Genomic DNA, 24,305 nt, shown 5'->3' with positions numbered 1-24,305 from the left:
TTGTTGTCTAAAAGACTGTATTCGCCCCGCCCCTTTGGGACGGCGAAGCGGCGGCTTGATCAGGCGCGCAGTGTTTCCAGTTCTTCAATGCCGACATGGCTTTCCACCTCGTCACCACGCAGATGCAGGTAGACACCAATGGCAAAGGCCAGAACGGCGATGAACACCAGATACCAGGCGTGAGCCATCGGGGTGTAAGCCAGCGCGGTCGTGACGGCGACGGGTGTCAGGCCGCCAAAGATCGCGTAGGAGACATTGTAGGCGAAGGACATGCCGGAGAAACGTACCGATGCCGGGAAGGCACGGACCATCACGTATGGTACAGCGCCGACGATACCGACCGAGAAACCCATAACCGCGTAAAGTCCGAAAAGGGCGGTAAGCGAGGTCCCGGCAAAGCTGTAGAACGTGAAAGTGGCAATACCGAAAAACACGCTGGCGCCCATGAAGAAACGACCACTGCCGATCTTGTCGACCAGTGCTCCGGCCAGAATGACGCCGATGATCAGGAACAGCGTTCCGAAGCTGGTGGCAGCCAGTGATTCAAGCGCCGAGTAGCCATAAAGCTTCTGCAGGAAGGTAGCGGTCATCAGTGTAGTGACGACGATTGCCGCAGACAGAACCCAGGTCAGCAGGGCGGAAATGATGACGCCGCGTCTGTGGTTCTTCAAAACGGTGCCAAGTGGCAGGTCGCGTGACAGCGACTTCGACTTCTTCATCTCGTTGAAGATCGGGGTCTCCTCGAGCCAACGGCGCAGGTAAACCGCAACGAGGCCGAAGATGCCGCCGATGAAGAACGGAATGCGCCAGGCGTAAGCGGCAACTTCCTCAGGCGTGAAAATGCTGTTGATCGCTGTCGCGATGAGCGAGCCGAGCATGATGCCGAGCGACAGGCCAGACGTCAGGAAACCGCAGGCGAGGCCAACACGGCGGAATGGCACGTGTTCAGACACGAATGTCCAGGCACCCGGTACTTCGCCACCAATGGCAGCGCCCTGCAACATGCGCAGGATAACCAGCATGATCGGGGCAGCAATGCCAATTGATGCGTAGGTTGGCATCAGCGCCATGCCGAGCGTCGAAAGCGCCATCAGCAGAATGGAGAAAGCAAACACACGCTTGCGGCCATAACGGTCACCGAAATGGGCAAGTACGATGCCACCGATCGGGCGGATGAGATAACCGGCAGCAAAAATACCGAAGGTCTGGATCATGATCACCGAGTCCGACATGTCGGCCGGGAAGAACAGGTGGCCGATGACGGTGGCGAAAAAGACGAAAATGATGAAGTCGTAAAACTCAAGCGCGCCGCCAAGGGCGGACAGGCCAAGTGTACGGTAATCCTGTGAATTCAGGGGGCGGGCAGCCGCCGGTGTCGTGGTGGGAGACATGATGATGCCGTTCTCTTCGTAGGTGACCCCACGCAACCCGCCGCTCGTTTGAATTATGTCATGGCAATGGATTGCGCATACAACATTGAGGAGACTGTCCGGCGCATGGTGGCATGGGCGGAATGTCTGAAACTCACTGTCCGGGCGGTTGAATGCGGCATCGTCAGGGGGATTACAAGCGGTTTCTGGCCGCTTTTGCTCGATGGTGAACAAAAGCGGCGCAAAGCCTGTTTAAATCGATTGTATTTCCTACTCGCGGATAACGAGAAGGTCGCGTGCGTCGAAATACAAGGTAACGACAGAATCATGTTCTGGTGGCTGCATGCCGGGATTATTGAACATGTCGAACGAGATTTTGTGGCCAGCGACATCAAGGCGCGTACGGATGACCGAGCCGAGGAAGTTGCTGCTCAGCACCTTCCCGGAAATCGACGAATCTTTGTTTTCCGATGCAGACAGCGTTCCGGCTTCTGGGCGAAGCGCCAGCGAAATCTTGTCGCCCTGTTTGTGAGTGGCAATCGGTTCTGCCAACTTCAGTGTCGTTTCGCCGATCTTGACCGTGGCGCTGGCAGGGTCAACCACCGTTGCCTCAAGAATGTTGAGCGTGCCAACGAAGGACGCCACGAAGCGGGTTTCAGGCTTGTTGTAAACCTCAAACGGCGTGCCGATCTGGTCTGCACGGCCGGCATTCATCACCACGATGCGGTCGGAAATGGACAAGGCCTCTTCCTGATCGTGGGTCACGAAAATGGTGGTGATGCCTAGCTGACGCTGGATCTGGCGAATTTCTTCACGTAGCGACACGCGGATCTTGGCGTCGAGAGCCGAGAGCGGTTCGTCGAGCAGCAGCACTTCCGGCTTTGGCGCAAGAGCACGGGCCAAGGCAACACGCTGCTGCTGACCACCGGACATCTGATAGGGGTAACGGTCTGCCAGATGTTTGAGGTGAATGAGCGCCAGCATTTCCTTGACGCGTGCGTCGATCTCACTCTTTGGCTTGCCAGCGACCTTGAGGCCGAATGCGACGTTTTCAAACACGTTCATGTTTGGAAACAGGGCGTAGGCCTGAAACACCATGCCAATGTTGCGCTGGTTTGGCCGCAATGTCGTCTGGTTGCGACCGTTGATGACGATGTCGCCGTCGCTCGGTGTCTCGAAACCGGCGATCATGCGCAGGATAGTGGTCTTGCCGCATCCCGATGGGCCGAGGAACGAGATGAACTCACCTTTTTCAATCGCCATGTTGAAGTCATGGACGACCTGCACCGGGCCAAAAGATTTTTTAATGTTCTGAAGTGTCAAAAAGCTCATAAAATCTTCCTCAGGCCTTTGGAGGCGCGCCCTTCTGGTAGCGTGAGACGAGTTGGATCAGACCAAGGCAACCCCATGTAATGCCGAAGGAAATCACGGCAAGGGCGGCAGGCTCATAAGCGCGGTTGGCGCCGAGCAACTGCATGTAAGGTCCGAAGGCGGGGCGGTTCAAAAGCGCTGCCATGGTGAATTCACCAATGACGATGGCGAATGTCAGGAATGCGCCTGACAGAACGGCAACCAGCACATTTGGCAGGATGATACGTGACAGGATGGTAAACCATCCCGCACCCAGGCTCTGGGCGGCTTCAGTCAGTGTGCCGATATCGATGGTACGCAGACCCGTATCGACAGCACGATACATGTAGGGCAAAGCAAGTATTGCATATCCGAACATCAACAACAGGTCGGTGCCGAAGGCTGAGCCGGTCAGCGGTAGCCAGCTCGAGGTGTTGTAAAGGCGGATGTAACCGAACACGATAACGATGGCTGGAATAACTAGTGGCAGCAGCGTGACGAATTCGACGTAAGGGCGAAGCGCTGGCAGTTTAAGTCGCACCCAATAGGCAGTCGGAACCACGAGCAACACGCCGAACACGATCGTGAAAAGCGCCATCATGACAGAATAGCTGAAGGTTTCCTGAAAACGCGGATCGCCAAGCACCTTGGCGTAAGCGTCGAAGGAATATTCGCCGCGTCGCATTTTCATGGAAAAGTTTGTCATGCCGATCAACGGCAGGGCAAAATATAGAATGCCGAAAACCAGCGCACCCCAGGCAAAAATACGCTTCATTTCAGCCACCTTTCGCTGCGGGCGCGCAGCCAGATATAAAGCGCGTTGGCAATGCCGGTCAGTACGATCATGCCGAATGCAAGTGCGTAACCCAGATGCGGGTTGCCGAGAACGTCGCCACGGATCTGCGCAAACAACAGAATAGGCACGATGCTCAGCGATGAACCGGTCAATGCGATAGCCGTTGCAACAGCGCCAAAGGCGTTGGCAAACAGCAGCGACATGGTGCCGAGAATGGATGGCAGCAGGATGGGGAATGCAACCATGCGCCAGTATTGGAAACCGCTGGCGCCGAGGATTTCGGCGGCTTCGCGCCATTCGCGCTTCAAACCATCCAGGGCAGGGGTGATGATGAGGATCATCAGCGGGATCTGGAAGAACAGATAGGTGATGGTCAGGCCCCAGAACGACAGCAGGTTGAAGCCCATGAGGCGCAGGTCAAGACCGAGCTGTGTTTTCAGGAAAACCGTGACGAGACCAACAGGGCCGAGTGTGGCGATGAAGGCGAAGGCCAGTGGCACACCGGCGAACTGCGAAGCAACACCGGAAAATGTCAGCAGCGGGCTACGTATCCAGTTGGGCAGGCCACCCAGCACAACGGCTGCGGCCACACCAAAACCGATCAGGCAGCCGAGAAGGGCCGAGGCGATGCTGATTTTGATGGAAATCCAGTAAGCGGCGATAATCGAGGGCGTGTAGAGCCCCTTGATATTATCCAGCGTAAAACTGCCATCAGGATTTTGAAAAGCGCCAATGACGATTTTCATCGTCGGCAAAAACAGGAAAAGAACAACGAATATAAGAAAAGGTACAACGCCCAGCCAATCAAGCGGAAGACGAGGTCGCTTGCTTGTCTGCCGGGTCGCGCCAGTGTTGGCTGATGACATGCCGTGTGCCCCAAACGCCGCAGTTGATGCGGTCTCTTGCTTCAATTTTATAAAAACCGCCCCAGCACGCAATGGCCGGGGCGGCTTGTATCAATGCTTACTGAACGTTTGCGCCGACAACGCTGTCCCAGCCAGCGGTTACAGCGGCCTTGTTGTCGTCAACTTCCTGAAGGGTCGGGAAGTATGCCTTTTCGTAAGCAGCTGCTGGTGGCAGGGCATCAAGCAGATCCTGAGGGATCTTGTTGGCCTTTGCCATCGCGTTGAAGCGGATCGGGTGGCAGAAGCCCTTCAACCAGCCGAGCTGACCTTCGTCAGAATACAGGTGTTCCATCCAAAGCTTGGCAGCGTTCGGGTGTGGCGCGTAAGCCGAGATACCCTGTACGTAAACGCCAGCCAGAACGCCCTTGGCAGGAACGACAACTTCTGTCGGAGGGTTGCCATTCAGTGTCTTTGCCCAGGACAGAGCATTGTAGTCCCACGCGATGACGATCGGGGTTGCGCCCTGTGCCAGCGTACCGGCCTTGCCGATAACTGGTACGAAGTTGCCAGCCTTGTTGAGTTCTGCAAAGTACTTCAGGCCAGCTTCGCCGGCGTCCTTGCCAGACTTGGCATCGGAAGCAAGACCAGCAGCCAGAACGCTGAGGATAGCCTGGTTGGAAGCACGTGGGTCACCAGCAAGAGCAACCTGGCCAGCATATTCCGGCTTCAGCAGATCAGCCCAGTCGGTTGGAACGTTGGATACGAGATCCTTGTTCACCATGATGGACATAACGCCGTAGTAGTCGCCGTACCAGTAACCTTCGGCATCCTTAACTTCGTTTGGAATTTCGTCCCAGGTGGAAACCTTGTAAGGCTGCAACAGCCCTTCAGCCTTTGCCTGTGGACCGAAAGCCAGACCGACGTCGATAACGTCAGGAGCCTGCGGACCCTTGTTGTCCTTGTTTGCCTTGATGGCTTCGATTTCGTCAGCGGAACCGGCGTCTGGGTTCAGTTCGTTGACGGTGATCTCTGGATACTTGGCTTTGAAGGCTGCGATGACATCGCCATAACCACACCAGTCGTGTGGCAGTGCGACCGTAGTAAGCATGCCTTCCTTCTTGGCTGCTTCGATGAGTTCTGCACTTGGCTGAGCAGATGCGACGGCCGTGGAGGCGATCACAATGGCTGTAGACAGTGCTAGCAGGCGGCGGCTGTTAGAGATCACTTTTTTCTCCTCTTCGTGTTTCTCAGGCGTCGGCGGACGCTGATACTTCCGTTACGTGAACTTAATGTGACGATCAGATTGCGTTGGCCTTATCCGGATTCCGCCGCTTTTCGCCTTTTTTCCGCCATCTTTGCGTTTTGTTGCAACCCATGGAGCGGAAAAATATTTTTTTGTTCAGTGAAAAATTTCAAGGCGTCTATTCCGGCTTATGTTCTCCCCATCACGCGCCGGAAGCGTTGTAAGGTTATCCAAGCAGCAGATGCAATTTTCGTCAAGGAATATGCATTCTGACTGATGTTCATGTTCTGTCGGGCCTGCGGAACAGACGTGTCTGCTCGAAAAGTCCTTCCAGCGCGTTCATGCGTTGCTTTGTTTCGTCCCATGAACGGCTCTGAACGGCTTCGATCAGGGCTTCAACAACGAACAGAGTAACAACGGACGAATCCCACGCGGACGGCGCTTCGATCCGCACCCTAAACGTATGCAGTGCATGTTTTGCGACAGGGGAGGTCCATTGGTCGGTAAACAGCAGAATGCTGACGCCATTGGCATGGGCAACCTCAGCAAGGGTCGCCATGTCATGTTCGTAACGCCTGATGTCGAAGATCACCAGCACGTCACCGGCGCTCATGTTCAGCATATATTGCGGCCATGAGCTGGAGTTGGACGACATCAGCGTCGTTTTCGGGCGGATGACCTGCATATGGGTGAAGAAATATTCCGCGATCGATCCCGTGATACGGCCACCCACGAAATAGAGGCTGCGCTTGCGGTCTGCCAGCAGCGCAGCGGCATTGTCGAAAGAGGCGGTGTCAAGATCGCTCAACGTGTCGCGCAGGTTGCTGGTAATGGCATCAGCGAAGCGGTTGAGAATGTGCAGGCCGGGAGCATTGGATGCCCAACGGTCATGTTTGGCGATCGGCCCGGAAATCGTCGCTTCCAGCTCCTGATGCAACCTTGCCTGAAATTCCGGATATCCCTTGAAGCCAAGCTTCTGCACCATACGCACAACGGTCGGCGTCGAGACGCCAGCGTTTTCCGCGACCGTGGTTATGCTGCCCAGTCCTGAGACGGGGTAGTTGGCAAGCAGGCTTTCCGCGAGCTGTTTTTCAGCTCTCGTCAGGTTTTCATAATGGCTATGGATGACATCCGATACGGTTGCCGCTGCACTTTGCAAATTGTTCCCCCTCCGGTCTTTTTGCCGGTCTGGATTTGCAGATTAACAATGGGGATGTTGGGGGAGTCAATCGAAAACTTGAAAAGATTCTTTCAGAATTTCATTGACAGAATGTGAATGGTGAAGAATTCTTTTCTTGCTGCGTAGGGACGTGGCATGATCTGGCGGGGTTCTTTGCATGACTTTGCGTTCACGGTTTTTCACTGATGCTGAGGGTGACACTGTCGCCGTGGAAAACGCGGATGCCGTCGGTGATGTGCTATTGATCTGCGAACATGCGTCACGGGAAATTCCGGAGTATTTTGGCACGCTAGGCTTGGATGCCAATGTGCTGTCCAGCCACATTGCCTGGGACCCAGGCGCACTGGCGGTCTCCAGACTGCTGGTGGGCAAGCTTGATGCAACCCTTGTTTATCAACGATATTCCCGGCTGATTTACGACTGCAACCGCCCGCCGGAATCCGTGGCAGCAATGCCGTCTTCCAGCGAGATTTATGAAATACCGGGTAATCGGCAGATTTCCGATGCCGAGCGTTTTGCCCGCACATCGGCTGTGTACATGCCGTTTCACGAGCAGGTGGATGACATTATTGCCGCCCGCCTGTCGCAGGGGCGTCAGCCTGTCATCGTGACCATTCACAGCTTCACGCCTGTTTATTACGGCCAGCTCCGTGAGGTTCAGGTCGGCATTCTTCATGACGTCGACAGCCGTCTGGCCGATGGAATGCTGGCGGCGGCAAAGAGTGATTCTCCTGAAGGGGGTAAATCCTATCAGGTGGAAAGAAACCAGCCTTACGGACCGGAAGATGGCGTGACGCACACATTGCGCCTGCACGCACTGCCGGAAGGTTTGCTCAACGTGATGATCGAAATTCGCAACGATCTCATCAGGGATGAAAAGGAGCAGGAAGCTGCCGCGGATTTTGTGGCGAGACTTGTGAAACAGGCACTGTCATCGTTGGCACGATGAAACAATCTGGGGAGATGGCGGGCAAAGATCCGCACTCGCAATAAGAACACTGGAAATACTGCCGCACGTTCAGACAGCCGAAAAGGCGCGAAGTGCTGCAGGGGAACAGTAAATGCGCATGGGCGCTAGCGGATCAATCGTTCCGAACGCACCCAATCAACTGGGGCAAAATCGGCCATTCCGGCTGACTGCCTGTTTTTTCTTTTTCAGGAGAGAAGAGCATGGACAGTTCATCAGCAGGCGTCAGCTATAAAAAAGCGGACGCTTCCTATTTCGAAAAACGAGGACTTTCACGCTACGCCGGTGTGTGGTCACTTTGGTCACTTGGGGTTGGCGCGGTTATTTCAGGGCATTTTTCCGGCTGGAACTTCGGGTTCTCCACCGGCGGATGGGGTGGCATGCTCGTCGCGGGCATAATTATCGCCGTCATGTATCTCGGCCTTACTCTTTCCATTGCTGAAATGAGCCCGGCATTGCCGCATACCGGTGCGGCCTATTCCTTTGCCCGCACAGCCATGGGTCCGTGGGGCGGATTTATCACCGGCCTTTGCGAGAACGTCGAATATGTTCTCACCCCCGCCGTTATCGTGACTTTCATCACAGCCTATGTGAACTCAATCCTTGGGCTCGATCCCGTCTATTCACCCTTCTTATGGGTGTTGTTCTACGTCATCTTCCTTGCTCTCAACATTTTCGGGCTTGAGCTTTCCTTCAAGGTAACGCTGGTCATCACGCTGATTTCGCTCGGTGTTCTGGTGTTCTTCTGGATCAGCGCCATTCCGAACATGGACTTTTCGCGTTGGGCATTGAACATCGGCGTCGGGCCTGATGGCGCTGCGGTTGAACTGCCAGAGGGCAATGGATCATTCTTCCCATTCGGTTTTTCCGGTGTTCTGGCCACGCTGCCGTTTGCCGTTTGGTTGTTCCTTGCCATCGAACAGTTGCCGCTGGCGGCCGAGGAATCTGTCGATCCGAAGCGTGATATGCCGAAGGGCATCATTCTCGGCATTATCACTCTGATGATTTCGGCATTCATGATCGTGCTGCTCAACCCATCGCTGCCAGGCGTGGGTGCCTTCCATCTCGGTTCGTCGCTTGAGCCGCTGCTAGATGGTTTCAAGGCCGTCTATGGTGACGGTGGCGTGGTTCTGCTCGGTCTCGTTGCCTTGACCGGTCTGATCGCCAGCTTCCACACGATCCTTTATGCGCAGGGACGCCAGATCTATTCGCTGTCGCGTGCCGGATACTTCCCGACAGCACTTTCTGTCACTCATCCGAAGTTCAAGACACCGCATGTTGCAATGCTGACCGGTGCTCTCGTCGGTCTCAGCGTAATGCTGGTAATCTGGTTCTCGCTGGGCGCAGACCAGGGTGGCAGCATCATCGGCAGCGTGCTGCTGAACATGGCGGTGTTTGGTGCGATGTTCTCCTACATCATGCAGGCGATCTCGTTCATCATGCTTCGCCGCAATCTGCCGCACATTGAACGGCCATTCCGTTCTCCAGTCGGTATTCCAGGAGCCGTGCTGACCATCATCATTGCTGTCGTAACCCTGCTGTATCAGGTTCAGGACCCTAACTTCTCAAAGGGTGTTGTCTGGGTGGCCGTATGGTTTGCCATTGCCATTGCGTATTTCGCACTGGTCGGCCGTCATCGTCTGATCCTGTCTCCGGAAGAAGAGTTTGCTCTGGAGCACAAGCAGGCCGCTACGCGTGCTTGACGCACGCCAATAAAAGAAACGGACGGCCCATAATTCGGGCCGTCTCCTTTCGATTGAGGGATCAGATAAAAAATGACCGCCACCTATACATTCGATGAACTGAAAAAAGACGTGACCGAAGGGCGTATCGATACTGTGCTGGCATGTCTGGTTGATATGCAGGGCCGCCTGATGGGCAAGCGTTTTCAGGCGGAATTTTTCGTGGAAAGTGCCCATGAAGAAACGCACAGCTGCAACTACCTGCTGGCGACCGACATGGAGATGGAGACTGTTGCCGGCTACAAGGCGACAAGCTGGGAGAAGGGTTATGGCGATTATACCATGAAGCCTGACCTCTCGACGCTGCGGCGCGTGCCATGGCTGGAAGGCACGGCACTGGTACTGTGCGACGTGCTGGATCATCACACTCATGCAGAGGTGCCGCATTCACCGCGTGCCATTCTTAAAAAGCAGGTGGCGCGACTGGCCGAGATGGGGTTGAAGCCCTTCATGGCAACGGAGCTTGAGTTTTTCCTATTCGACCAGACCTATGATGCGGCGCGTGAAAGCGGATATCGCAATCTGCACCTCGCCAGCGGTTACAACGAGGATTACCACATCTTCCAGACCACCAAGGAGGAGGATGTGATGCGGGCCCTGCGCAAGGGGCTGCAGGGAGCAGGCATTCCGGTGGAAAATTCCAAGGGTGAGGCATCGCCCGGTCAGGAAGAAATCAACGTGCGTTATGCCGATGCGCTGACCATGGCCGACCGCCATTCGATCATCAAAAATGCGGCCAAGGAAATTGCCTGGTCCAAGGGCAAGGCCATCACCTTCCTTGCCAAGTGGAATTATAATTCCGCCGGCAGTTCGTCACATATTCATCAGTCACTGTGGAGCCTTGATGGCAAGACGCCAGCCTTCTTCGACAAGGGGGCAGAGCATGGAATGTCTGACACAATGAAGCATTACATGGCGGGTCTGTTGGCGCATGCCAGCGAGATTACCTATTTCCTTGCGCCCTATATCAACTCCTACAAGCGGTTCATGGCTGGTACGTTTGCACCAACCAAGGCTATCTGGAGCAAGGACAACCGCACGGCAGGGTATCGCCTGTGCGGTGAAGGCAGCAAGGCGATCCGCGTCGAGTGCCGGGTGGGTGGTTCCGATCTCAATCCGTATCTCGCCATGGCGGCGCTGATTGCCGCAGGCATTGATGGCATTGAGAAGAAACTTGAATTGGAGCCTGCTTTCGTAGGAGATGCTTACGGAGCAAAAGAGGTGCGGGAAATTCCACACACCCTTCGCGCAGCAACTGCGGAATTGAAATCATCTGCCATGTTGCGGTCTGCTTTTGGCGATGAAGTGGTTGACCACTATGTGCGCGCTGCCGAGTGGGAACAGGAGGAATACGACCGGCGCATTACCGACTGGGAAGTCGCGCGCGGTTTTGAGCGAGCGTAAATTTGTCGGGCCGTCACCTGCGACGCGGTTTCGGCCCGATACCGAGGAAAGACTATGGGCGGTAACAACATGCCGTTTTCACCGCCCGCTTCATTAACACAGGAAAACGATCATGGTCATGATCCAGAATATCTCCCCCATTGACGGTTCGGTGTATGCCGAACGCGAGGCGCTGTCGCTGGACGCGGCACGGGCTGCCGTTGCCAAAGCACGCAATGCACAGAAGGATTGGGCGCGGCGTCCGCTTGAGGACCGTGTGCAACTGGTGCTGAAGGGCGTGGCACGCCTCAATGAAATGGTCGGTGAGGTGGTCCCGGAACTGGCACATATGATGGGCCGCCCCGTGCGTTATGGTGGTGAGTTCAAGGGTTTCAACGAGCGCTCCAATTACGTCGCCTCGATTGCGGCTGATGCTTTGGCGCCGCTGGTGATCGAAGAAAGCGGCAATTTCGAACGTCGCATTGAGCGCGAACCACATGGTGTCGTGTTTGTTATCGCACCATGGAACTACCCTTACATGACTGCGATCAACACGGTTGCGCCGGCTCTGATGGCTGGCAATACAATCGTCATCAAACATGCCGCCCAGACCCTGCTAGTGGGTGAGCGCATGGTACGTGCCTTTGTCGAGGCGGGTGTACCCGAAGACGTGTTTATCAATGTGTTTCTGGACCATGGCACCACGTCTGCCCTGATCTCCGAAGGGCTGTTCAACTTCGTCAACTTTACCGGTTCGGTTGAAGGCGGTCGTTCCATCGAGCGGGCTGCGGCTGGCACATTTACCGGCCTTGGTCTGGAGCTTGGCGGCAAGGATCCCGGTTATGTCATGGAAGATGCCGATCTTGATGCAGCGGTCGATACGCTGATGGATGGCGCGACCTATAATTCCGGCCAATGCTGCTGCGGCATCGAACGTATCTATGTCAATGAAGCGCTTTACGATGCGTTTGTCGAAAAGTCGGTTGCCTGGGTTTCCAATTACAAACTCGGCAATCCGCTGGAGCAGGAAACGACACTGGGCCCGATGGCCAACAAGCGTTTTGCCAAGGTAGTGCGTCAGCAGATTGCCGATGCGGTTGCCAAGGGTGCAAAGCCGCTGGTCGATGCAAAGCTGTTTGCTGCCGATGATGGTGAAAGCGCCTATGTCGCGCCGCAGATCCTGGTCAATGTCGATCACTCCATGGAGTTCATGACTGAGGAGACCTTTGGTCCTGCCGTCGGCATCATGAAGGTCAAGAATGACGACGAAGCCATCGCACTGATGAATGACAGCAAATACGGACTGACCGCATCCCTGTGGACGCAAGACCCGGCACGGGCAGGGCGGATTGGTCGCGAGATTGAAACCGGCACCGTGTTCATGAACCGGGCCGACTACCTCGATCCTGCTCTGTGCTGGACCGGCGTGAAGGAAACCGGCCGTGGCGGTTCACTGTCGGTCATCGGTTTCCAGAACCTGACCCGTCCGAAATCCTACCATCTGAAGAAAGTCACGAAATGAATATTGTCGCGAACTGGAGCTATCCGACCGCTGTCAAGCTGGGCCGTGGACGGATCAAGGAACTTGCGGATGCCTGCAAGACACTGGGCATCAAGAGGCCACTGCTGGTAACCGACCGTGGTCTGGCAAGCATGGCAATTACCGGCCATGCACTGGATATTCTGGAGCAGGCAGGTCTTGGTCGTGCGATCTTTGCCGAAGTTGACCCGAACCCGAATGAAATCAACCTTGAAGCCGGTGTAAAGGCGTTTAAGGACGGTGGTCATGACGGCGTTGTTGCCTTTGGTGGCGGCTCCGGCCTTGATCTTGGCAAGGCGGTCGCCTTCATGGCTGGCCAGACCCGGCCGGTATGGGACTTCGAAGATGTTGACGACTGGTGGACACGTGCCAATGTAGACGGCATCGCCCCGATCGTTGCCGTGCCGACCACAGCAGGTACCGGCTCAGAGGTCGGCCGCGCCAGTGTTATCACCAACTCCAAGACCCATGTGAAGAAGATCATCTTCCATCCCAAGTTCTTGCCCGGCGTTGTTATCTGCGATCCGGAACTGACGGTCGGTATGCCGAAGATGATTACCGCCGGTACCGGCATGGATGCCTTTGCCCATTGCCTTGAGGCCTATTCGTCACCGTTCTTCCATCCAATGAGCCAAGGTATTGCGCTGGAAGGTCTGCGTCTGGTGAAGGAATATCTGCCGCGCGCTTACAAGGATGGCAGCGATATCGAAGCTCGCACCAATATGATGGCGGCAGCCGCCATGGGCGCTGTTGCTTTCCAGAAGGGGCTTGGTGCCATCCATTCGCTGTCGCACCCGATCGGTGCTGTCTACAACACCCACCACGGCATGACCAATGCGGTGGTGATGCCGGCGGTGCTGCGCTTCAATCGCCCCGCCATTGAAGACAAGATTGCTCGCGCGGCAGCCTATCTCGGCATTGAGGGTGGCTTTGACGGTTTCTACAATTACGTTCTTGAGCTTCGCAAAGAGCTGGGTGTGCCAGAAAATCTGACGGCAATGGGCATCAAGCCAGACCGGATTGATGAGCTGACAGCCGAAGCCATCAAGGACCCAAGCTGCGGCGGTAATCCGGTGCCGATGACACTGGAAAACACCAAAAAACTGTTCGAAGACTGCTTCTGAAAGCCAAATCCATAATGTTCAAATACTCTACTTTTGCGCCACTGATTGCAGTGGCGCTTTTTTGTCTGCCAGCCGGTGCGCAAGCAGAGAGCTTCACAAGCCTGACACGACAGGATTATGCGGTCGGACCACTTGCCAAAAACAAGGCAGGTATCTGGGGCTGGACCTTTATGAAAAGCGGGACGCGCTACTTCTGCGAAATGAAGGTTGGGGTGGCCTATTCCGGCAAAAAGGGCATGATCGGCTTTACCAGCAGCGGCCGCACAATCAGCATCGATCGTGCGACCTATGAGGCCAATATCGGAGGTCCGGATACCAGCCTGCCGCAATATGAAGACCTGAAGGCCGGACGTTTACGCGCCTCAGATGTCGGCTCTTGCCGCAAGCAGGCATAAAAACAGGCGAGCGCATTCTGGACCTTTAAGGCATCGATACTGCATTTCGCGGTTGGAATATGAGGGCCGTATGGGGGGAACACCTATACGGCCTTTTGTCGTTTTGTGTCAGAAAGCGTTTATGTAACAATGCCTTGTGCATGATGCCCCAGCAGTTTTTCGCGATGATCTTGCGTTTTGGCAAATTTACAATCTTTCCAAAATTTCCGGTTCATTAACCATAATCGTTAAGAATATGGGCTGGCACCATGAGCGTGAGGTGCCTTCAGGAGCGATGAAATTAGGCTCTGCATCACTTCGAGGGCTCCATGCCAGTCATTACATTCGCAAATACCAAAGGTGGCGCCGGTAAAACCACCGCCGTGCTCCTGCTCTCAACCGAACTTGCCCGTATGGGCCATCGCGTCACCATCCTTGATGCCGATCCGCAGCACTGGATCTCCCGCTGGCACGAACTTTCCGGGCATATCCCAAACCTCTCGGTTATCTCGCACGTCACGAGTTCGTCGCTTGAGGCCCATATCCGAGAAAACAAAGCCAATACGGACTGTTTTATCATTGATATGCCTGGCACCCGCAGCCCGTTGCTGACGATGGCGCTTGGCATATCCGACCATGTCGTCATTCCCATTCAGGGCTGTGCCATGGATGCGCGCGGTGGCGCGCAGGTTCTGGAACTGATTGAATTCCTCACCGAAAAGACCGGCAGAAAGATTGATCATTCGGTTGTGCTGACGCGCGTCAATGCGATGATCACCACCCGTTCGCTGCTGCTGGTCAAAGGCCTTCTGGCGACCAAAAACGTGCGCGTGCTCGACACAGCGATTGCCGAGCGTGCGGCGTATCGAGACATTTTCGACTATGGCGGTACGCTCTTGGGTCTCGATCCACTCAAGGTCAGCAACCTCGACAAGGCAAAAGAAAACGCCCAGTCGCTTGCCAAGGAAATCCTGCGGCTTTTGCCGGTCAGGGTTGTGCGTAGCGTACCTCACGTTCCCAGCATTCTGAGACGCAAGGTTGCCTGATACGGCTCCCAGTTCAGTCACAGATATTCGCCCGCTGCATCACCAGCGGGCGTTTTTGTTTTCAGTGATTGCTGTGCGAGGTGAGGTAGGAGCGGGGAGAGGTGCCCAACATGCGTTTGAACATGGTGGTGAAGGCTGGAATGCTGCCATAACCGAGATCAAGCGCCACAGTGGTTACGGCTTCACCGGCCGCAAGGCGCGGTAATGCTGCAAACAGGCAGGCCTGCTGGCGCCACACGGACAGTGACAGGCCGGTTTGGCGGCGAAAAGCGCGGGTAAAGGCGCGCCTGCTCATCGACAGTTCCCTTGCCCAGACATCTATGATGAGATCCGGCGTCGGGTTGACTATGAACCGACGGCACAAGGCAGCAAGGCGGGGATCCTCTGGGAATGGCAGGCCGAGCGAAATGTCCGGCAGTTTGGCCACGACATTCAACAGCAGCGGCAGGATCAGCTCGGCGCGTTCGCGGCTGTTGTCGTCCGATGGCGGTTGCACGGCTTCGATGATCAGCTCTCGTGCCAGACCGGTTATGCTAACCACGCGCACGAAGGCGGGGAGGTCAGGCACGGCACTGGCATCAAGATAAAGCGACAGCATGGTTACGGCACCTAACATCTCCACGGAATGTTCGACACCCGGTGGTATCCACAAGGCGTGTTCAGGTGGCACCATCCAGCGACCCTGATCGGTGGTGACAAGCACCACGCCGGAGCGCGCATAAAGCAATTGTGTTCTCTTGTGGCTGTGGCGTTCAACCAGATCGCCGGCACTGTAATGGTTGGGTGAGGTGTGAACCGGACCCGCCGCAGTCTCTATCGCCCACAGTCTGTCATAGTGCTTGCTGCGGGGTCCCATTATTTCTTGTGGCTTCTTTTGCTGCATTTGGCCCACTCGCGTAATAAATGGACCAAAACACGAAAGCGGGGGTGCCACAATCCTCTTATTGGATTATGTCAAATAATGGAGACGAAAGTGGCCAATAACTCAGTAGGTCTGGAAACACACAAAGCGGAAGAAACGGTCTTCGGCATCATCATGGCTGTCAGCTTCTGTCATTTGCTGAATGACACGATGCAGTCGCTTATCCCGGCGCTTTATCCCATGCTCAAGGACGGATATGCGCTCGACTTCACGCAGATCGGTCTACTTGGACTGGTGTTTCAGGTCACTGCGTCGCTGCTTCAGCCGCTGATCGGTATCTATACCGATAAACGTCCGCTGCCATATTCGCTGTCGGTCGGCATGGGCTTTTCGCTGATCGGCCTGTTGTTGATGGCCTATGCGCATTCTTATGCCGTACTGCTGCTGGGAGCCGGTGTGTTGGGTCTGGGATCTGCGGTATTCCATCCGGAATCCTCGCGTGTTGCACGTCTGGCGTCCGGTGGCCGTCATGGTTTGGCGCAGTCACTGTTTCAGGTGGGCGGTAATTTTGGCTCGGCACTTGGACCGTTGCTGGCTGCGTTCATCGTGCTGCCGCGCGGACAGGAAAGCGTTGCGTGGTTCTCTGCTGCGGCATTGGCTGGCATGATCATTCTGTTCCAGGTGGGCAGATGGTATTCGCAGCAACGTGTTGCCACCGCAAAGCGTATGGCTGCTGCACCGGCTATCGTGTTGCCCCGCGCAAAGGTCATGAAGGCCATTGCCGTTCTGGCACTGCTGGTATTGTCGAAGTACCTCTACATGACCAGCCTTTCGAGTTATTACACCTTCTACATGATCGAGCGTTTCGACGTGTCGGTGCAATACGCACAGATCCTGCTGTTCGTGTTCCTCGGCGCCGTTGCCATTGGTACGGTTGCTGGTGGACCAGTTGTTGACTGGTTCGGCACGAAATTCGTGATCTGGTTCTCGATCCTTGGTGCGCTGCCCTTTACGCTGGTGCTGCCTTACGTCGGCTACAACACAACGATTGTCCTGACATTTATCATCGGTGTGATCATGGCATCGGCCTTCTCGGCAATCGTAGTGTTTGCACAGGAATTGGTGCCGGGCCGGGTTGGCATGATTGCAGGACTGTTCTTTGGTTTCGCCTTCGGTATTGGCGGTATCGGTGCTGCGGCACTTGGCGTGGTGGCGGACCACAAGGGCATCGTCTACGTCTACCAGGTGTGCTCATTCCTGCCACTGCTTGGATTGCTGACAGTGCTGCTGCCGGATATCGGCAAGGGTCGCAGACACAAGATCAAGGTCTGACGGCCTCCACGAAGACAAAAGAAAAGGCGCGACACCTAACAAGTGTCGCGCCTTTTTTATGTCGTGAGAATGGTTGGAGGCCTTATTCGGCAAACTCCACAACCACGCCGGGCTTGACCATCTTGGCCAATTCGGTGGCATCCCAGTTGGTCAGGCGAATACAGCCGTGGCTGTTGGTCTTGCCGATCTTGGATGGCTCCGGTGTGCCATGAATGCCGTAGGTCGGTTTCGACAGGGCAATCCAGACGGTGCCAACCGGACCGTTCGGGCCTGGCGGGATCTGCAGGATCTGAGTGTTCTGACCCTGCTGGAAGTTGATTTTCGGGTTGTAGGTATAACCGGGGTTCAGCGCGATACGTTCAACGGTGTGAATGCCGCTTGGCGACGGTGTGTCAGAAGAACCGATGGTGGCCGGATAGGCAGCGACCAGCGTGCCGGTTTCGTCATAGGCGAATACCTGTTTGATGCCCTTGTGGGCGACGATGCGCGCAACCGAGCCGGCCTTCGGTTTGCCGGGATCGATGACCTTGATGATCGAGCCGGGCACCGTGAAGTCAACGCCAGGGTTCAGCTCTTTCAGATAGGTTTCATCCATGTGGAAACGTTCGGCCAGCGATTCCGTGACCGAGGTAAACGACATGGCAGGAAGCTGCGCCTTCTGGCTGTAGTCGTCAGGAATGGCTGCAACATACGGACCGGCAGCATCGGCTGCGGTGATCGTGTAGTTGACGATGGCCATGCCACCGGACATGCGCAAGCGCTCCAGAATGTCTTCCGAATTGTTCGGGTCCAGTGTTTCGCCAGTCATGTCCTGCCAGGCCGAAATGGCCTTGGTGACGTTGGAGCCCATCTTGCCGTCGATGACGCCGGGCGAGATGCCTTCACGGTCGAGGAATGTCTGAAGTGCGACAATTTCCTGACGCGAACGATTGGTCGGTGCGGTAACCGGCGCGTGGCGCTCGATCAGGCGATCCGGCTGCGGAACGGCGGCTGTCGTGCTTTCACCGGGCATTGGCTGTTCCAGCGGTGCGCTTTCAATGGCGCCAGGTGCGGGCACGGAACCGGTGTAGACGTCACGGTCTGTGCCATCATTGCGATATTCGCGGTAATCACGAACGCTACCATTGTCGTAATAGCCGATATCGCGCTGGGAGTGGCCAGGTGCTGGCGGATAATAGGTCTCGCGGGAAGGCTGCTGCCTGCGCATAGCCTCCGGCGGCATTTCCGTGGCCAGCAGGTTGCCATAGCTATCATAGAAAACGGTGCGGCCCATGCGGTCGCGGCTGATGACGATGTCACTGCGTTGCGGAATGAAATCAAGCACGCGTCCATCCGGCGTCACCAGCAGTGGCTGTTCCTGAGTGGCATAGCGATAGCGGTCCTGCGCGTCAGCAAAACTGAACGGCAAGACGGACAAAGTGGTAACAGCCACGAAAAAAGTTGTTTTAAGAAACTGTTTCACGATTCCGCTTTTCCTCACTCTTTTCATCCACCTACACAACACAATATTGACCCTATTGTGAAAAAGATGAATTCGAAGTGAACGTTACGTTAATTTCATCATGTCTCAGTGCACGTTCACGGTAAAATATAGTTCAACTGCCAGTGAGAGGCCGTATGCGAGACATTCAACTAGGTAAATCGCCAGTTATTCATCTGGATGAAACGTCGGTTCTGGACATCGGTTCCTGCATTGTAGAGGGAATCAATATAGCACCGGGCAGGGCTATTCCTGATGATGGCGACCCGCGCATCGATCACTCGCTGGAAGGTTTCCTGTTCACCTGTGGCCCTGACCACATTCGCCATCCGCAGCTGATTGAGGGCGATGCCGAGGGCCGCAAATATCCGCTGCATGGCTCGTTCTCATCCCACCCGGCAGAGATAACCGCCTGGGACGTCGGCGAGAAAAGGGCAAGGATCGCAGCGGATATTCCGGTGCGGTTGGCCAATGGTGGCACGGCCTTGTTGCAGCGTGTCTGGACGATTGACGGGGCAACCGGTGAAGTGGCGCTGGACGACACGATCACCAACACCAGTGATACGGTGCAACCGGTATTTCTGATGTACCACATGAATGTCGGTGCACGGCTGTTCGATGACAATGTGCAGCTCGAAGGCGACATGCTGGAGGATGGTGGCTTCAACTGGCGGTTTGGCGAAGAGCCCGGCAGCGTGTTCTGTGTGCCAGCCGCCGGCAAGGAGGCGTGGGCAACGCTTCGTCTGGGGCCGATTGCCTCGCTTGGCGGCAAGAGCCTGACAGTGCAGTTCCGCACCGATACTCTGCCTTATCTACAAATGTGGCGTAACCAGAAGGCGCCTGCCCATGTGCTTGGCATCGAGCCGGTTTCGCACCGCTGGGTCAGCCGTGAGGAGCTTGCCGACAGTGGCGAGTTAAACATGTTGCAGCCGGGCGAAACGCGGTCATACGGTTTGCGTTTCCACATAGCCTGATGCGGTTTTAAACCCGGTGCTGGCAGTTGCTTGTCGATTGACGCACCGGCCAATTCGCCTTACACCCTTGGCACTTCAATTTTAGAGGCGAAGGGCCGAAAGGCTTGCCGAGCCAAGGCATTTCAGGAGGATTTGAAGATGGATATCCGACGTATTGACGATGAATATTCAGTGACCGGCCAGATCAGCGTTGCCGATCTGGATCAGATCAAGGCGCTCGGCTTTAAATCCATCGTTTGCCACCGCCCAGACGGTGAAGAAGAGGGCCAGCCTCTGTTTGCCGATATTGCCGAGCGGGCGGAAGAACTGGGTCTGACCATTGCACATGTGCCGGTTGGTCGGAACGGTGTCGATGGTGAAGCTGTTGCCGGGATGGTGGATGCGCTTGACGAATTGCAGCGTCCGATGCTGGGCTACTGCCGCTCTGGCGCGCGCTCGACTGCCATCTACGACAAGACCCATCATCTGCGCGGCTAAGCCGTTTTTGCACGTTGCCCGAGATGGGGCAGGGAATTTTCATAAGCTTATAACAGGAGCATTTTCATGAGCATCAAGCGTATCGAACCCGGCAAGCGTATGAGCGGTGCAGTCGTTCACGGCAACACTGTTTATCTGGCTGGTCAGGTTGGTGAAGGTTCGTCGGTTGCCGAGCAGAGCAAGTCTGCACTGGCTGAAGTTGATCGTCTGCTGGCTGCTGCCGGTTCCGACAAATCCAAGATCCTTCAGACCATCATCTACCTCTCCGACATGTCGACCTTCGGCGAAATGAATGCTGTCTGGGAAGGCTGGATCGACCCGGCAAACCCGCCAGCACGCGCAACCAGCGAGGCTGCTCTGGCAACGCCGGACTACAAGGTTGAGTTTATCGTGACGGCAGCGCTCTAAGTCGCTGATCGCAACAATCAAAAAGAAAAGGCCGGTCAGTGTCATGCTGACCGGCCTTTTTTATGAGGTTATCGAGGGGGTTCGCTCAGGGATTGTCGTTGTTTGTGAATCCCTTGTTACTGTTACTTCGAATCCTGATTCAACGCCTTTGCAAGTTGATTCAATGTTTCGACACGGTCCGCAAACCACAGCCGCGCCAGATCGGACGAGGCCGCAAGGCTGATACCTTCAGGATCAATCGACGTGATTTTCCAGGTGCCGGCTTTTTTGCCGGCGAGCGACGCCAGCCGAGTGGCCTCACCCTTGATGGCGTTGAGACGTTCGATTTCGTCGGCAGCGCCAGCCATCAGCGCGTCGGTCCCGGAGAGGTCGGTCCGCAGGTCTACAGGTGTAATGTTACTGGCATTGCGTGCTGGCCCGCCATTGATCTGCACGCCCTCAACCTGCAGCCGGAACAGCAACGTGTCGGGAAGTGACAGATAGAGCTTGGATTTCGGGTAACGAGCGAGATAGGCGGCCTTTGCCGTTTCAAATTCATCCGCGCCGATCAAGACAGCACGACCGACCAGTGTCAGGCGAGGTTCCGTCAGCGCATCACCTTTGCCAAACGGGGCAAGCGTCAGGGAAATGCGGTTATCGGCTTCGATGTTGCGGGCGTGAAGTGTCAGACGGGCTGCAAAAAAGAATGGCGTGCCGTCAGGCTCAATCGCGATATTGGTGACGGTGGTGTAGGGATATCCACTGACGGGATCAATGGTCGCCAGTGCTGCAAACCGGCAAGTATGAAGAACCGTTTTAGATACCCGCACCGCTTCAAAAGGGGCACCGGCGCTTGGTTCGATCTTCATTCCTCTTGGGGTAATCACTGGGGACTGTGCTTCCGGCATGGCGCTTCCTGTTGGTTTATTTGACCGCAGGAATTGCACCATTCCGGAAACCTGTCCATGCCAAGTATCAGGTTTTTTCGCGAATTTGCGTCAGTGTGCGGGTCGGCGTGATGGCTTCCGCATCCAGCTTGATTTCGATGATTGCCGGTTTGCCGCTGGCGCGTGCGCGCTCGAACGCCGGTGCAAACTGATCGGTGGTTTCGACAAGCTCACCATGGCCGCCATAGGCCTTGGCAAAAGCCACAAAATCCGGATTGACCAGATCCGTGCCGCTGACGCGCCCGGGATATTCCCGCTCCTGATGCATGCGGATGGTACCATAGGTGCCATTGTTGACCAGCAGCGTGATGATGGGCAGGCCGTAACGCACGGCCGTGATGAATTCCTGGCCATGCATCATGAAACAACCATCACCGGCAAAGCAGATGACCTCGCGCTCCGGGAACAGATGTTTGGCGGCAACGGCAGCCGGCAGACCGTAACCCATCGAGCCGGATGTTGGCGCAGACTGGGTGTTGAAGCGCTGGAAGCGATGGAAACGGTGAAGCCATGTGGCGTAGTTGCCAGCGCCATTGGTGAAAATGGCATCCTTCGGGGTGTTTTCCTCAATCCATTCCATGATCGGTCCCATGTGAACCGAACCGGGGCCTGTCTTGGGTGGGGTCGACCACTTGAGGTAGGTTTCGTGCATGGCAACGGTACGTTGTTCCCAGACGGGATTGGACGGTGCCTCAAGCTTACCTAGGGCCGCCACAAAATCCTTCGGGCTGGCACAGATGGCCAGATCCGGGCGGTAGACACGACCGAGTTCATCCGGGTCCGGATAGACATGCACCAGCTTCTGCGCGGGATATGGAATATCAAGCAGCGTGTAGCCGGAGGACGGCATTTCGGAGAAACGCCCACCGAGCAGCACGATGAGGTCGGCTTCCTTGACCTCTTTGCCAAGTGCTGGATTGACGCCAATGCCGATGTCGCCGGCGTAAGATGGGTGCAGATGATCAAACAGCATCTGGCGGCGGAAAGAGCAGCCGACCGGCAGTTTGAACTTTTCAGCAAAAGCCTGGAACTGTGCCACGCTTTCTTCCGTCCAACGGGTGCCACCAAGAATGACCAGAGGACGTTTGGCTGCCTTCAGCATCTCGGCAAAATCAGCAATCTGTGATGCACCAGGATGCGCCTCGACCGGCATCGATGGCTTGGCCTGCGGTGCGTCGAATTCCTCAACCAGCACATCCTCGGGCAGTGTTAGCACAACAGGGCCGGGACGGCCGGAGGTGGCAACGGCAAAGGCGCGGCTTACAAATTCGGGAATGCGCCTGACATCATCGATCTCGCCCACCCATTTGGCGAATTCGGTAAAGGCGCGGCGATATTCGACTTCCTGGAAGGCTTCACGTTCACGCGCATCGCGCTGCACCTGACCGATGAACAGGATCATCGGAATGGAATCCTGCATGGCGATATGCAGGCCGGCTGACGCGTTGGTGGCACCGGGGCCACGGGTTACCATGCAGATGCCGGGTTGGCCCGTCAGAAGACCCCAGGTGTCGGCCATCATTGCCGCGCCGCCTTCCTGGCGGCACACAATGGTCTCAATGCCGCTTTCATAGAGCGCATCGAGAACGGCGAGATAGCTTTCGCCGGGAACGCAGGAAACGCGTGTTACGCCATTGGCCTTCAGTGCCTCGACAATCAATTGTCCGCCGGTTCTTTTCATGGCGTCATGTTCCTTTCGATCTCTTCCAGTTCAGCCAGCACATCAGCCTGATGTTCGCCAAGACGCGGGCTGGGGCGTTCGTATTGCAATGGTGTTTCGGACAGCACGATAGGGGTGCGGACACCGGGGATGGTGGTGCCGTCTGCGGCCTGCAGATCAACCCGCAAGCCGCGCGCCTCTACCTGCGGGTCGGCAAACATTTCTTCAATCGAGTTGATCGGGCCGGCTGGCACCGCATTGCTCTCGCAGGCGGTCAGCAGATCGCGCTTTTGCCACTTCAAGGTTTCGGTGGAGATGATGCGGCGTACATCTGCCTTGTGGGCGACACGCGCCTTGTTGGTCGCGTAACGCTCGTCACTGGCGATGTCGGCAAGCCCAAGAATTTTGCACAGGCGGCTGAACTGGCCATCATTGCCAACGGCCAGAATAAGGAAACCATCGGCTGTTGGTACCACCTCGTAAGGGGATATGTTGGGATGGGCATTACCAAGACGCACCGGAGGCTTGCCAGAAATGAGATAGTTCATGTTCTGGTTGGCCAGCACGGCCGACTGAACATCCAACAGGGCCATGTCGATATGCTGGCCCTGTCCGGTGCGCATCGCGTGGATGATGGCTGCCTGAATGGCGGTCACCGAATAAATGCCGGTGAAGATGTCGGCAACGGCAACGCCCGCCTTCATAGGCTGTCCATCCGGTTCACCGGTGATTGACATGAAACCTGACATGCCCTGCACGATGTAATCGTAACCGGCGAAATCCGCATAGGGGCCAGTTTGGCCGAAACCGGTAATTGAGCAATAGATCAGCTTCGGATTAAGCGCTTTCAGGCTTTGATAGTCCAGCCCATATTTGACAAGCCCGCCACGCTTGAAATTTTCGATGACCACATCTGCGGTTGCGATCAGACGGCGAACGAGATCGCAGCCTTCGACGGTACGCAGATCAGCGGTTATCGACCGTTTGCCGCGGTTGGTGGCGTGATAATAGGCGGCCGAGAGATTGTCGCCATCAACACTTTCCACGAAGGGTGGTCCCCATGCGCGGGTATCATCACCGCCATCTGGGTTTTCAATCTTGATGACATCGGCGCCCATATCCGCCAGCATCTGTCCCGCCCATGGCCCGGCCAGAACGCGGGCCAGTTCGATAACGCGGATGCCTTTAAGTGGCGGCTGTCTATCATGTGTCTGCTGGGTCATGTC

22 protein-coding genes are annotated in these 24,305 nt (G+C 55.9%); 11 read left to right on the top strand and 11 right to left on the bottom strand.

Going from position 1 to position 24,305, the window contains the following annotated elements:
* Positions 1-59 precede the first annotated feature (59 nt).
* From ACZ5FM_RS10780 to ACZ5FM_RS10755, 6 genes are all read right to left on the bottom strand, one after another.
* Positions 60-1,391 (bottom strand): MFS transporter, encoded by a 1,332-nt coding sequence (locus ACZ5FM_RS10780; protein WP_250982388.1) that lies wholly within the window; start codon positions 1,389-1,391, stop codon positions 60-62.
* A gap of 249 nt (positions 1,392-1,640) precedes the next feature.
* Positions 1,641-2,702, bottom strand: coding sequence for an ABC transporter ATP-binding protein (locus ACZ5FM_RS10775; protein ID WP_464038659.1), 1,062 nt, complete (start codon positions 2,700-2,702; stop codon positions 1,641-1,643).
* Between the two features lie 10 nt (positions 2,703-2,712).
* Positions 2,713-3,495: an ABC transporter permease gene (locus tag ACZ5FM_RS10770; RefSeq protein WP_192488471.1), complete on the bottom strand. Its 783-nt coding sequence runs from the start codon at positions 3,493-3,495 to the stop codon at positions 2,713-2,715.
* A complete protein-coding gene (locus ACZ5FM_RS10765) occupies positions 3,492-4,382 on the bottom strand; it encodes an ABC transporter permease (protein ID WP_192488472.1) in 891 nt (296 codons plus the stop codon). Before ACZ5FM_RS10765 ends, ACZ5FM_RS10770 begins: the two co-directional genes overlap by 4 nt.
* 97 nt (positions 4,383-4,479) lie before the next feature.
* The gene (locus ACZ5FM_RS10760; RefSeq protein WP_192488473.1) at positions 4,480-5,586 is read right to left on the bottom strand and encodes an ABC transporter substrate-binding protein; all 1,107 of its coding nucleotides are present in this window, start codon (positions 5,584-5,586) and stop codon (positions 4,480-4,482) included.
* A gap of 298 nt (positions 5,587-5,884) precedes the next feature.
* Positions 5,885-6,763 carry a MurR/RpiR family transcriptional regulator gene (locus ACZ5FM_RS10755; protein ID WP_464038657.1) on the bottom strand — a complete coding sequence of 293 codons (879 nt, stop codon included), beginning with the start codon at positions 6,761-6,763 and terminating at the stop codon, positions 5,885-5,887.
* A gap of 178 nt (positions 6,764-6,941) precedes the next feature.
* On the opposite strand from ACZ5FM_RS10755, the gene ACZ5FM_RS10750 reads away from it, so the two are divergent.
* The 7 genes from ACZ5FM_RS10750 (at position 6,942) to ACZ5FM_RS10720 (ending at position 14,960) form a co-directional block, all read left to right on the top strand.
* Positions 6,942-7,733 (top strand): N-formylglutamate amidohydrolase, encoded by a 792-nt coding sequence (locus ACZ5FM_RS10750; RefSeq protein WP_275641651.1) that lies wholly within the window; start codon positions 6,942-6,944, stop codon positions 7,731-7,733.
* Positions 7,734-7,954: 221 nt separating this feature from the next.
* Positions 7,955-9,454 (top strand): amino acid permease, encoded by a 1,500-nt coding sequence (locus tag ACZ5FM_RS10745; protein ID WP_250981910.1) that lies wholly within the window; start codon positions 7,955-7,957, stop codon positions 9,452-9,454.
* Positions 9,455-9,526: 72 nt separating this feature from the next.
* Positions 9,527-10,897, top strand: a complete 1,371-nt coding sequence (locus ACZ5FM_RS10740; RefSeq protein ID WP_464038656.1) for a glutamine synthetase family protein — start codon at positions 9,527-9,529, stop codon at positions 10,895-10,897.
* Between the two features lie 112 nt (positions 10,898-11,009).
* Positions 11,010-12,398, top strand: coding sequence for an aldehyde dehydrogenase family protein (locus tag ACZ5FM_RS10735; RefSeq protein ID WP_250981908.1), 1,389 nt, complete (start codon positions 11,010-11,012; stop codon positions 12,396-12,398).
* Complete coding sequence (locus ACZ5FM_RS10730; RefSeq protein WP_312945387.1) at positions 12,395-13,540, top strand: iron-containing alcohol dehydrogenase; 1,146 nt, start codon at positions 12,395-12,397, stop codon at positions 13,538-13,540. Before ACZ5FM_RS10735 ends, ACZ5FM_RS10730 begins: the two co-directional genes overlap by 4 nt.
* A gap of 14 nt (positions 13,541-13,554) precedes the next feature.
* Complete coding sequence (locus ACZ5FM_RS10725; RefSeq protein ID WP_464038655.1) at positions 13,555-13,935, top strand: hypothetical protein; 381 nt, start codon at positions 13,555-13,557, stop codon at positions 13,933-13,935.
* Between the two features lie 308 nt (positions 13,936-14,243).
* Entirely contained in the window at positions 14,244-14,960 is a 717-nt protein-coding gene (locus tag ACZ5FM_RS10720) for a ParA family protein (RefSeq protein ID WP_250981905.1), read from the top strand.
* 61 nt (positions 14,961-15,021) lie between these two features.
* Here ACZ5FM_RS10720 and ACZ5FM_RS10715 read toward each other — a convergent pair whose 3' ends face one another.
* A complete protein-coding gene (locus ACZ5FM_RS10715; protein WP_259144114.1) occupies positions 15,022-15,816 on the bottom strand; it encodes an AraC family transcriptional regulator in 795 nt (264 codons plus the stop codon).
* A gap of 105 nt (positions 15,817-15,921) precedes the next feature.
* Between ACZ5FM_RS10715 and ACZ5FM_RS10710 the strand changes: the two genes are divergently transcribed.
* Positions 15,922-17,154, top strand: a complete 1,233-nt coding sequence (locus ACZ5FM_RS10710) for an MFS transporter (RefSeq protein ID WP_464038654.1) — start codon at positions 15,922-15,924, stop codon at positions 17,152-17,154.
* 82 nt (positions 17,155-17,236) lie between these two features.
* Here ACZ5FM_RS10710 and ACZ5FM_RS10705 read toward each other — a convergent pair whose 3' ends face one another.
* Positions 17,237-18,616, bottom strand: a complete 1,380-nt coding sequence (locus ACZ5FM_RS10705; protein ID WP_464038653.1) for a L,D-transpeptidase family protein — start codon at positions 18,614-18,616, stop codon at positions 17,237-17,239.
* 155 nt (positions 18,617-18,771) lie between these two features.
* On the opposite strand from ACZ5FM_RS10705, the gene ACZ5FM_RS10700 reads away from it, so the two are divergent.
* From ACZ5FM_RS10700 to ACZ5FM_RS10690, 3 genes are all read left to right on the top strand, one after another.
* Entirely contained in the window at positions 18,772-19,608 is an 837-nt protein-coding gene (locus ACZ5FM_RS10700; RefSeq protein ID WP_464038652.1) for an aldose 1-epimerase family protein, read from the top strand.
* A gap of 138 nt (positions 19,609-19,746) precedes the next feature.
* Entirely contained in the window at positions 19,747-20,085 is a 339-nt protein-coding gene (locus tag ACZ5FM_RS10695; RefSeq protein WP_192488486.1) for a protein tyrosine phosphatase family protein, read from the top strand.
* 66 nt (positions 20,086-20,151) lie between these two features.
* Positions 20,152-20,493, top strand: coding sequence for a RidA family protein (locus ACZ5FM_RS10690; protein WP_192488487.1), 342 nt, complete (start codon positions 20,152-20,154; stop codon positions 20,491-20,493).
* A gap of 122 nt (positions 20,494-20,615) precedes the next feature.
* On the opposite strand, the gene ACZ5FM_RS10685 is transcribed toward ACZ5FM_RS10690, so the two are convergent.
* From ACZ5FM_RS10685 to caiB, 3 genes are all read right to left on the bottom strand, one after another.
* Complete coding sequence (locus ACZ5FM_RS10685; RefSeq protein ID WP_464038651.1) at positions 20,616-21,380, bottom strand: HugZ family pyridoxamine 5'-phosphate oxidase; 765 nt, start codon at positions 21,378-21,380, stop codon at positions 20,616-20,618.
* Positions 21,381-21,447: 67 nt separating this feature from the next.
* Positions 21,448-23,100 carry a thiamine pyrophosphate-binding protein gene (locus ACZ5FM_RS10680; RefSeq protein WP_464038650.1) on the bottom strand — a complete coding sequence of 551 codons (1,653 nt, stop codon included), beginning with the start codon at positions 23,098-23,100 and terminating at the stop codon, positions 21,448-21,450.
* The gene (gene caiB / locus ACZ5FM_RS10675; protein WP_250981898.1) at positions 23,097-24,302 is read right to left on the bottom strand and encodes a succinate--glutarate CoA-transferase; all 1,206 of its coding nucleotides are present in this window, start codon (positions 24,300-24,302) and stop codon (positions 23,097-23,099) included. Before caiB ends, ACZ5FM_RS10680 begins: the two co-directional genes overlap by 4 nt.
* Positions 24,303-24,305: the final 3 nt, after the last annotated feature.

The organism is Agrobacterium sp. 5Ca50, from assembly GCF_055381905.1.
This window is presented reverse-complemented; position numbering and strand designations above follow the sequence as displayed.

What these genes read in the sequence shown, in the direction of transcription:
- ACZ5FM_RS10780 (WP_250982388.1), bottom strand. Translation starts at nt 1,391, where the DNA reads ATGTCTCCCACCACGACACCGGCGGCTGCCCGCCCCCTGAATTCACAG.
- ACZ5FM_RS10775 (WP_464038659.1), bottom strand. Translation starts at nt 2,702, where the DNA reads ATGAGCTTTTTGACACTTCAGAACATTAAAAAATCTTTTGGCCCGGTG.
- ACZ5FM_RS10770 (WP_192488471.1), bottom strand. Translation starts at nt 3,495, where the DNA reads ATGAAGCGTATTTTTGCCTGGGGTGCGCTGGTTTTCGGCATTCTATAT.
- ACZ5FM_RS10765 (WP_192488472.1), bottom strand. Translation starts at nt 4,382, where the DNA reads ATGTCATCAGCCAACACTGGCGCGACCCGGCAGACAAGCAAGCGACCT.
- ACZ5FM_RS10750 (WP_275641651.1), top strand. Translation starts at nt 6,942, where the DNA reads ATGACTTTGCGTTCACGGTTTTTCACTGATGCTGAGGGTGACACTGTC.
- ACZ5FM_RS10745 (WP_250981910.1), top strand. Translation starts at nt 7,955, where the DNA reads ATGGACAGTTCATCAGCAGGCGTCAGCTATAAAAAAGCGGACGCTTCC.
- ACZ5FM_RS10740 (WP_464038656.1), top strand. Translation starts at nt 9,527, where the DNA reads ATGACCGCCACCTATACATTCGATGAACTGAAAAAAGACGTGACCGAA.
- ACZ5FM_RS10735 (WP_250981908.1), top strand. Translation starts at nt 11,010, where the DNA reads ATGGTCATGATCCAGAATATCTCCCCCATTGACGGTTCGGTGTATGCC.
- ACZ5FM_RS10730 (WP_312945387.1), top strand. Translation starts at nt 12,395, where the DNA reads ATGAATATTGTCGCGAACTGGAGCTATCCGACCGCTGTCAAGCTGGGC.
- ACZ5FM_RS10725 (WP_464038655.1), top strand. Translation starts at nt 13,555, where the DNA reads ATGTTCAAATACTCTACTTTTGCGCCACTGATTGCAGTGGCGCTTTTT.
- ACZ5FM_RS10720 (WP_250981905.1), top strand. Translation starts at nt 14,244, where the DNA reads ATGCCAGTCATTACATTCGCAAATACCAAAGGTGGCGCCGGTAAAACC.
- ACZ5FM_RS10715 (WP_259144114.1), bottom strand. Translation starts at nt 15,816, where the DNA reads ATGGGACCCCGCAGCAAGCACTATGACAGACTGTGGGCGATAGAGACT.
- ACZ5FM_RS10710 (WP_464038654.1), top strand. Translation starts at nt 15,922, where the DNA reads ATGGAGACGAAAGTGGCCAATAACTCAGTAGGTCTGGAAACACACAAA.
- ACZ5FM_RS10700 (WP_464038652.1), top strand. Translation starts at nt 18,772, where the DNA reads ATGCGAGACATTCAACTAGGTAAATCGCCAGTTATTCATCTGGATGAA.
- ACZ5FM_RS10695 (WP_192488486.1), top strand. Translation starts at nt 19,747, where the DNA reads ATGGATATCCGACGTATTGACGATGAATATTCAGTGACCGGCCAGATC.
- ACZ5FM_RS10690 (WP_192488487.1), top strand. Translation starts at nt 20,152, where the DNA reads ATGAGCATCAAGCGTATCGAACCCGGCAAGCGTATGAGCGGTGCAGTC.
- ACZ5FM_RS10685 (WP_464038651.1), bottom strand. Translation starts at nt 21,380, where the DNA reads ATGCCGGAAGCACAGTCCCCAGTGATTACCCCAAGAGGAATGAAGATC.
- ACZ5FM_RS10680 (WP_464038650.1), bottom strand. Translation starts at nt 23,100, where the DNA reads ATGAAAAGAACCGGCGGACAATTGATTGTCGAGGCACTGAAGGCCAAT.
- caiB (WP_250981898.1), bottom strand. Translation starts at nt 24,302, where the DNA reads ATGACCCAGCAGACACATGATAGACAGCCGCCACTTAAAGGCATCCGC.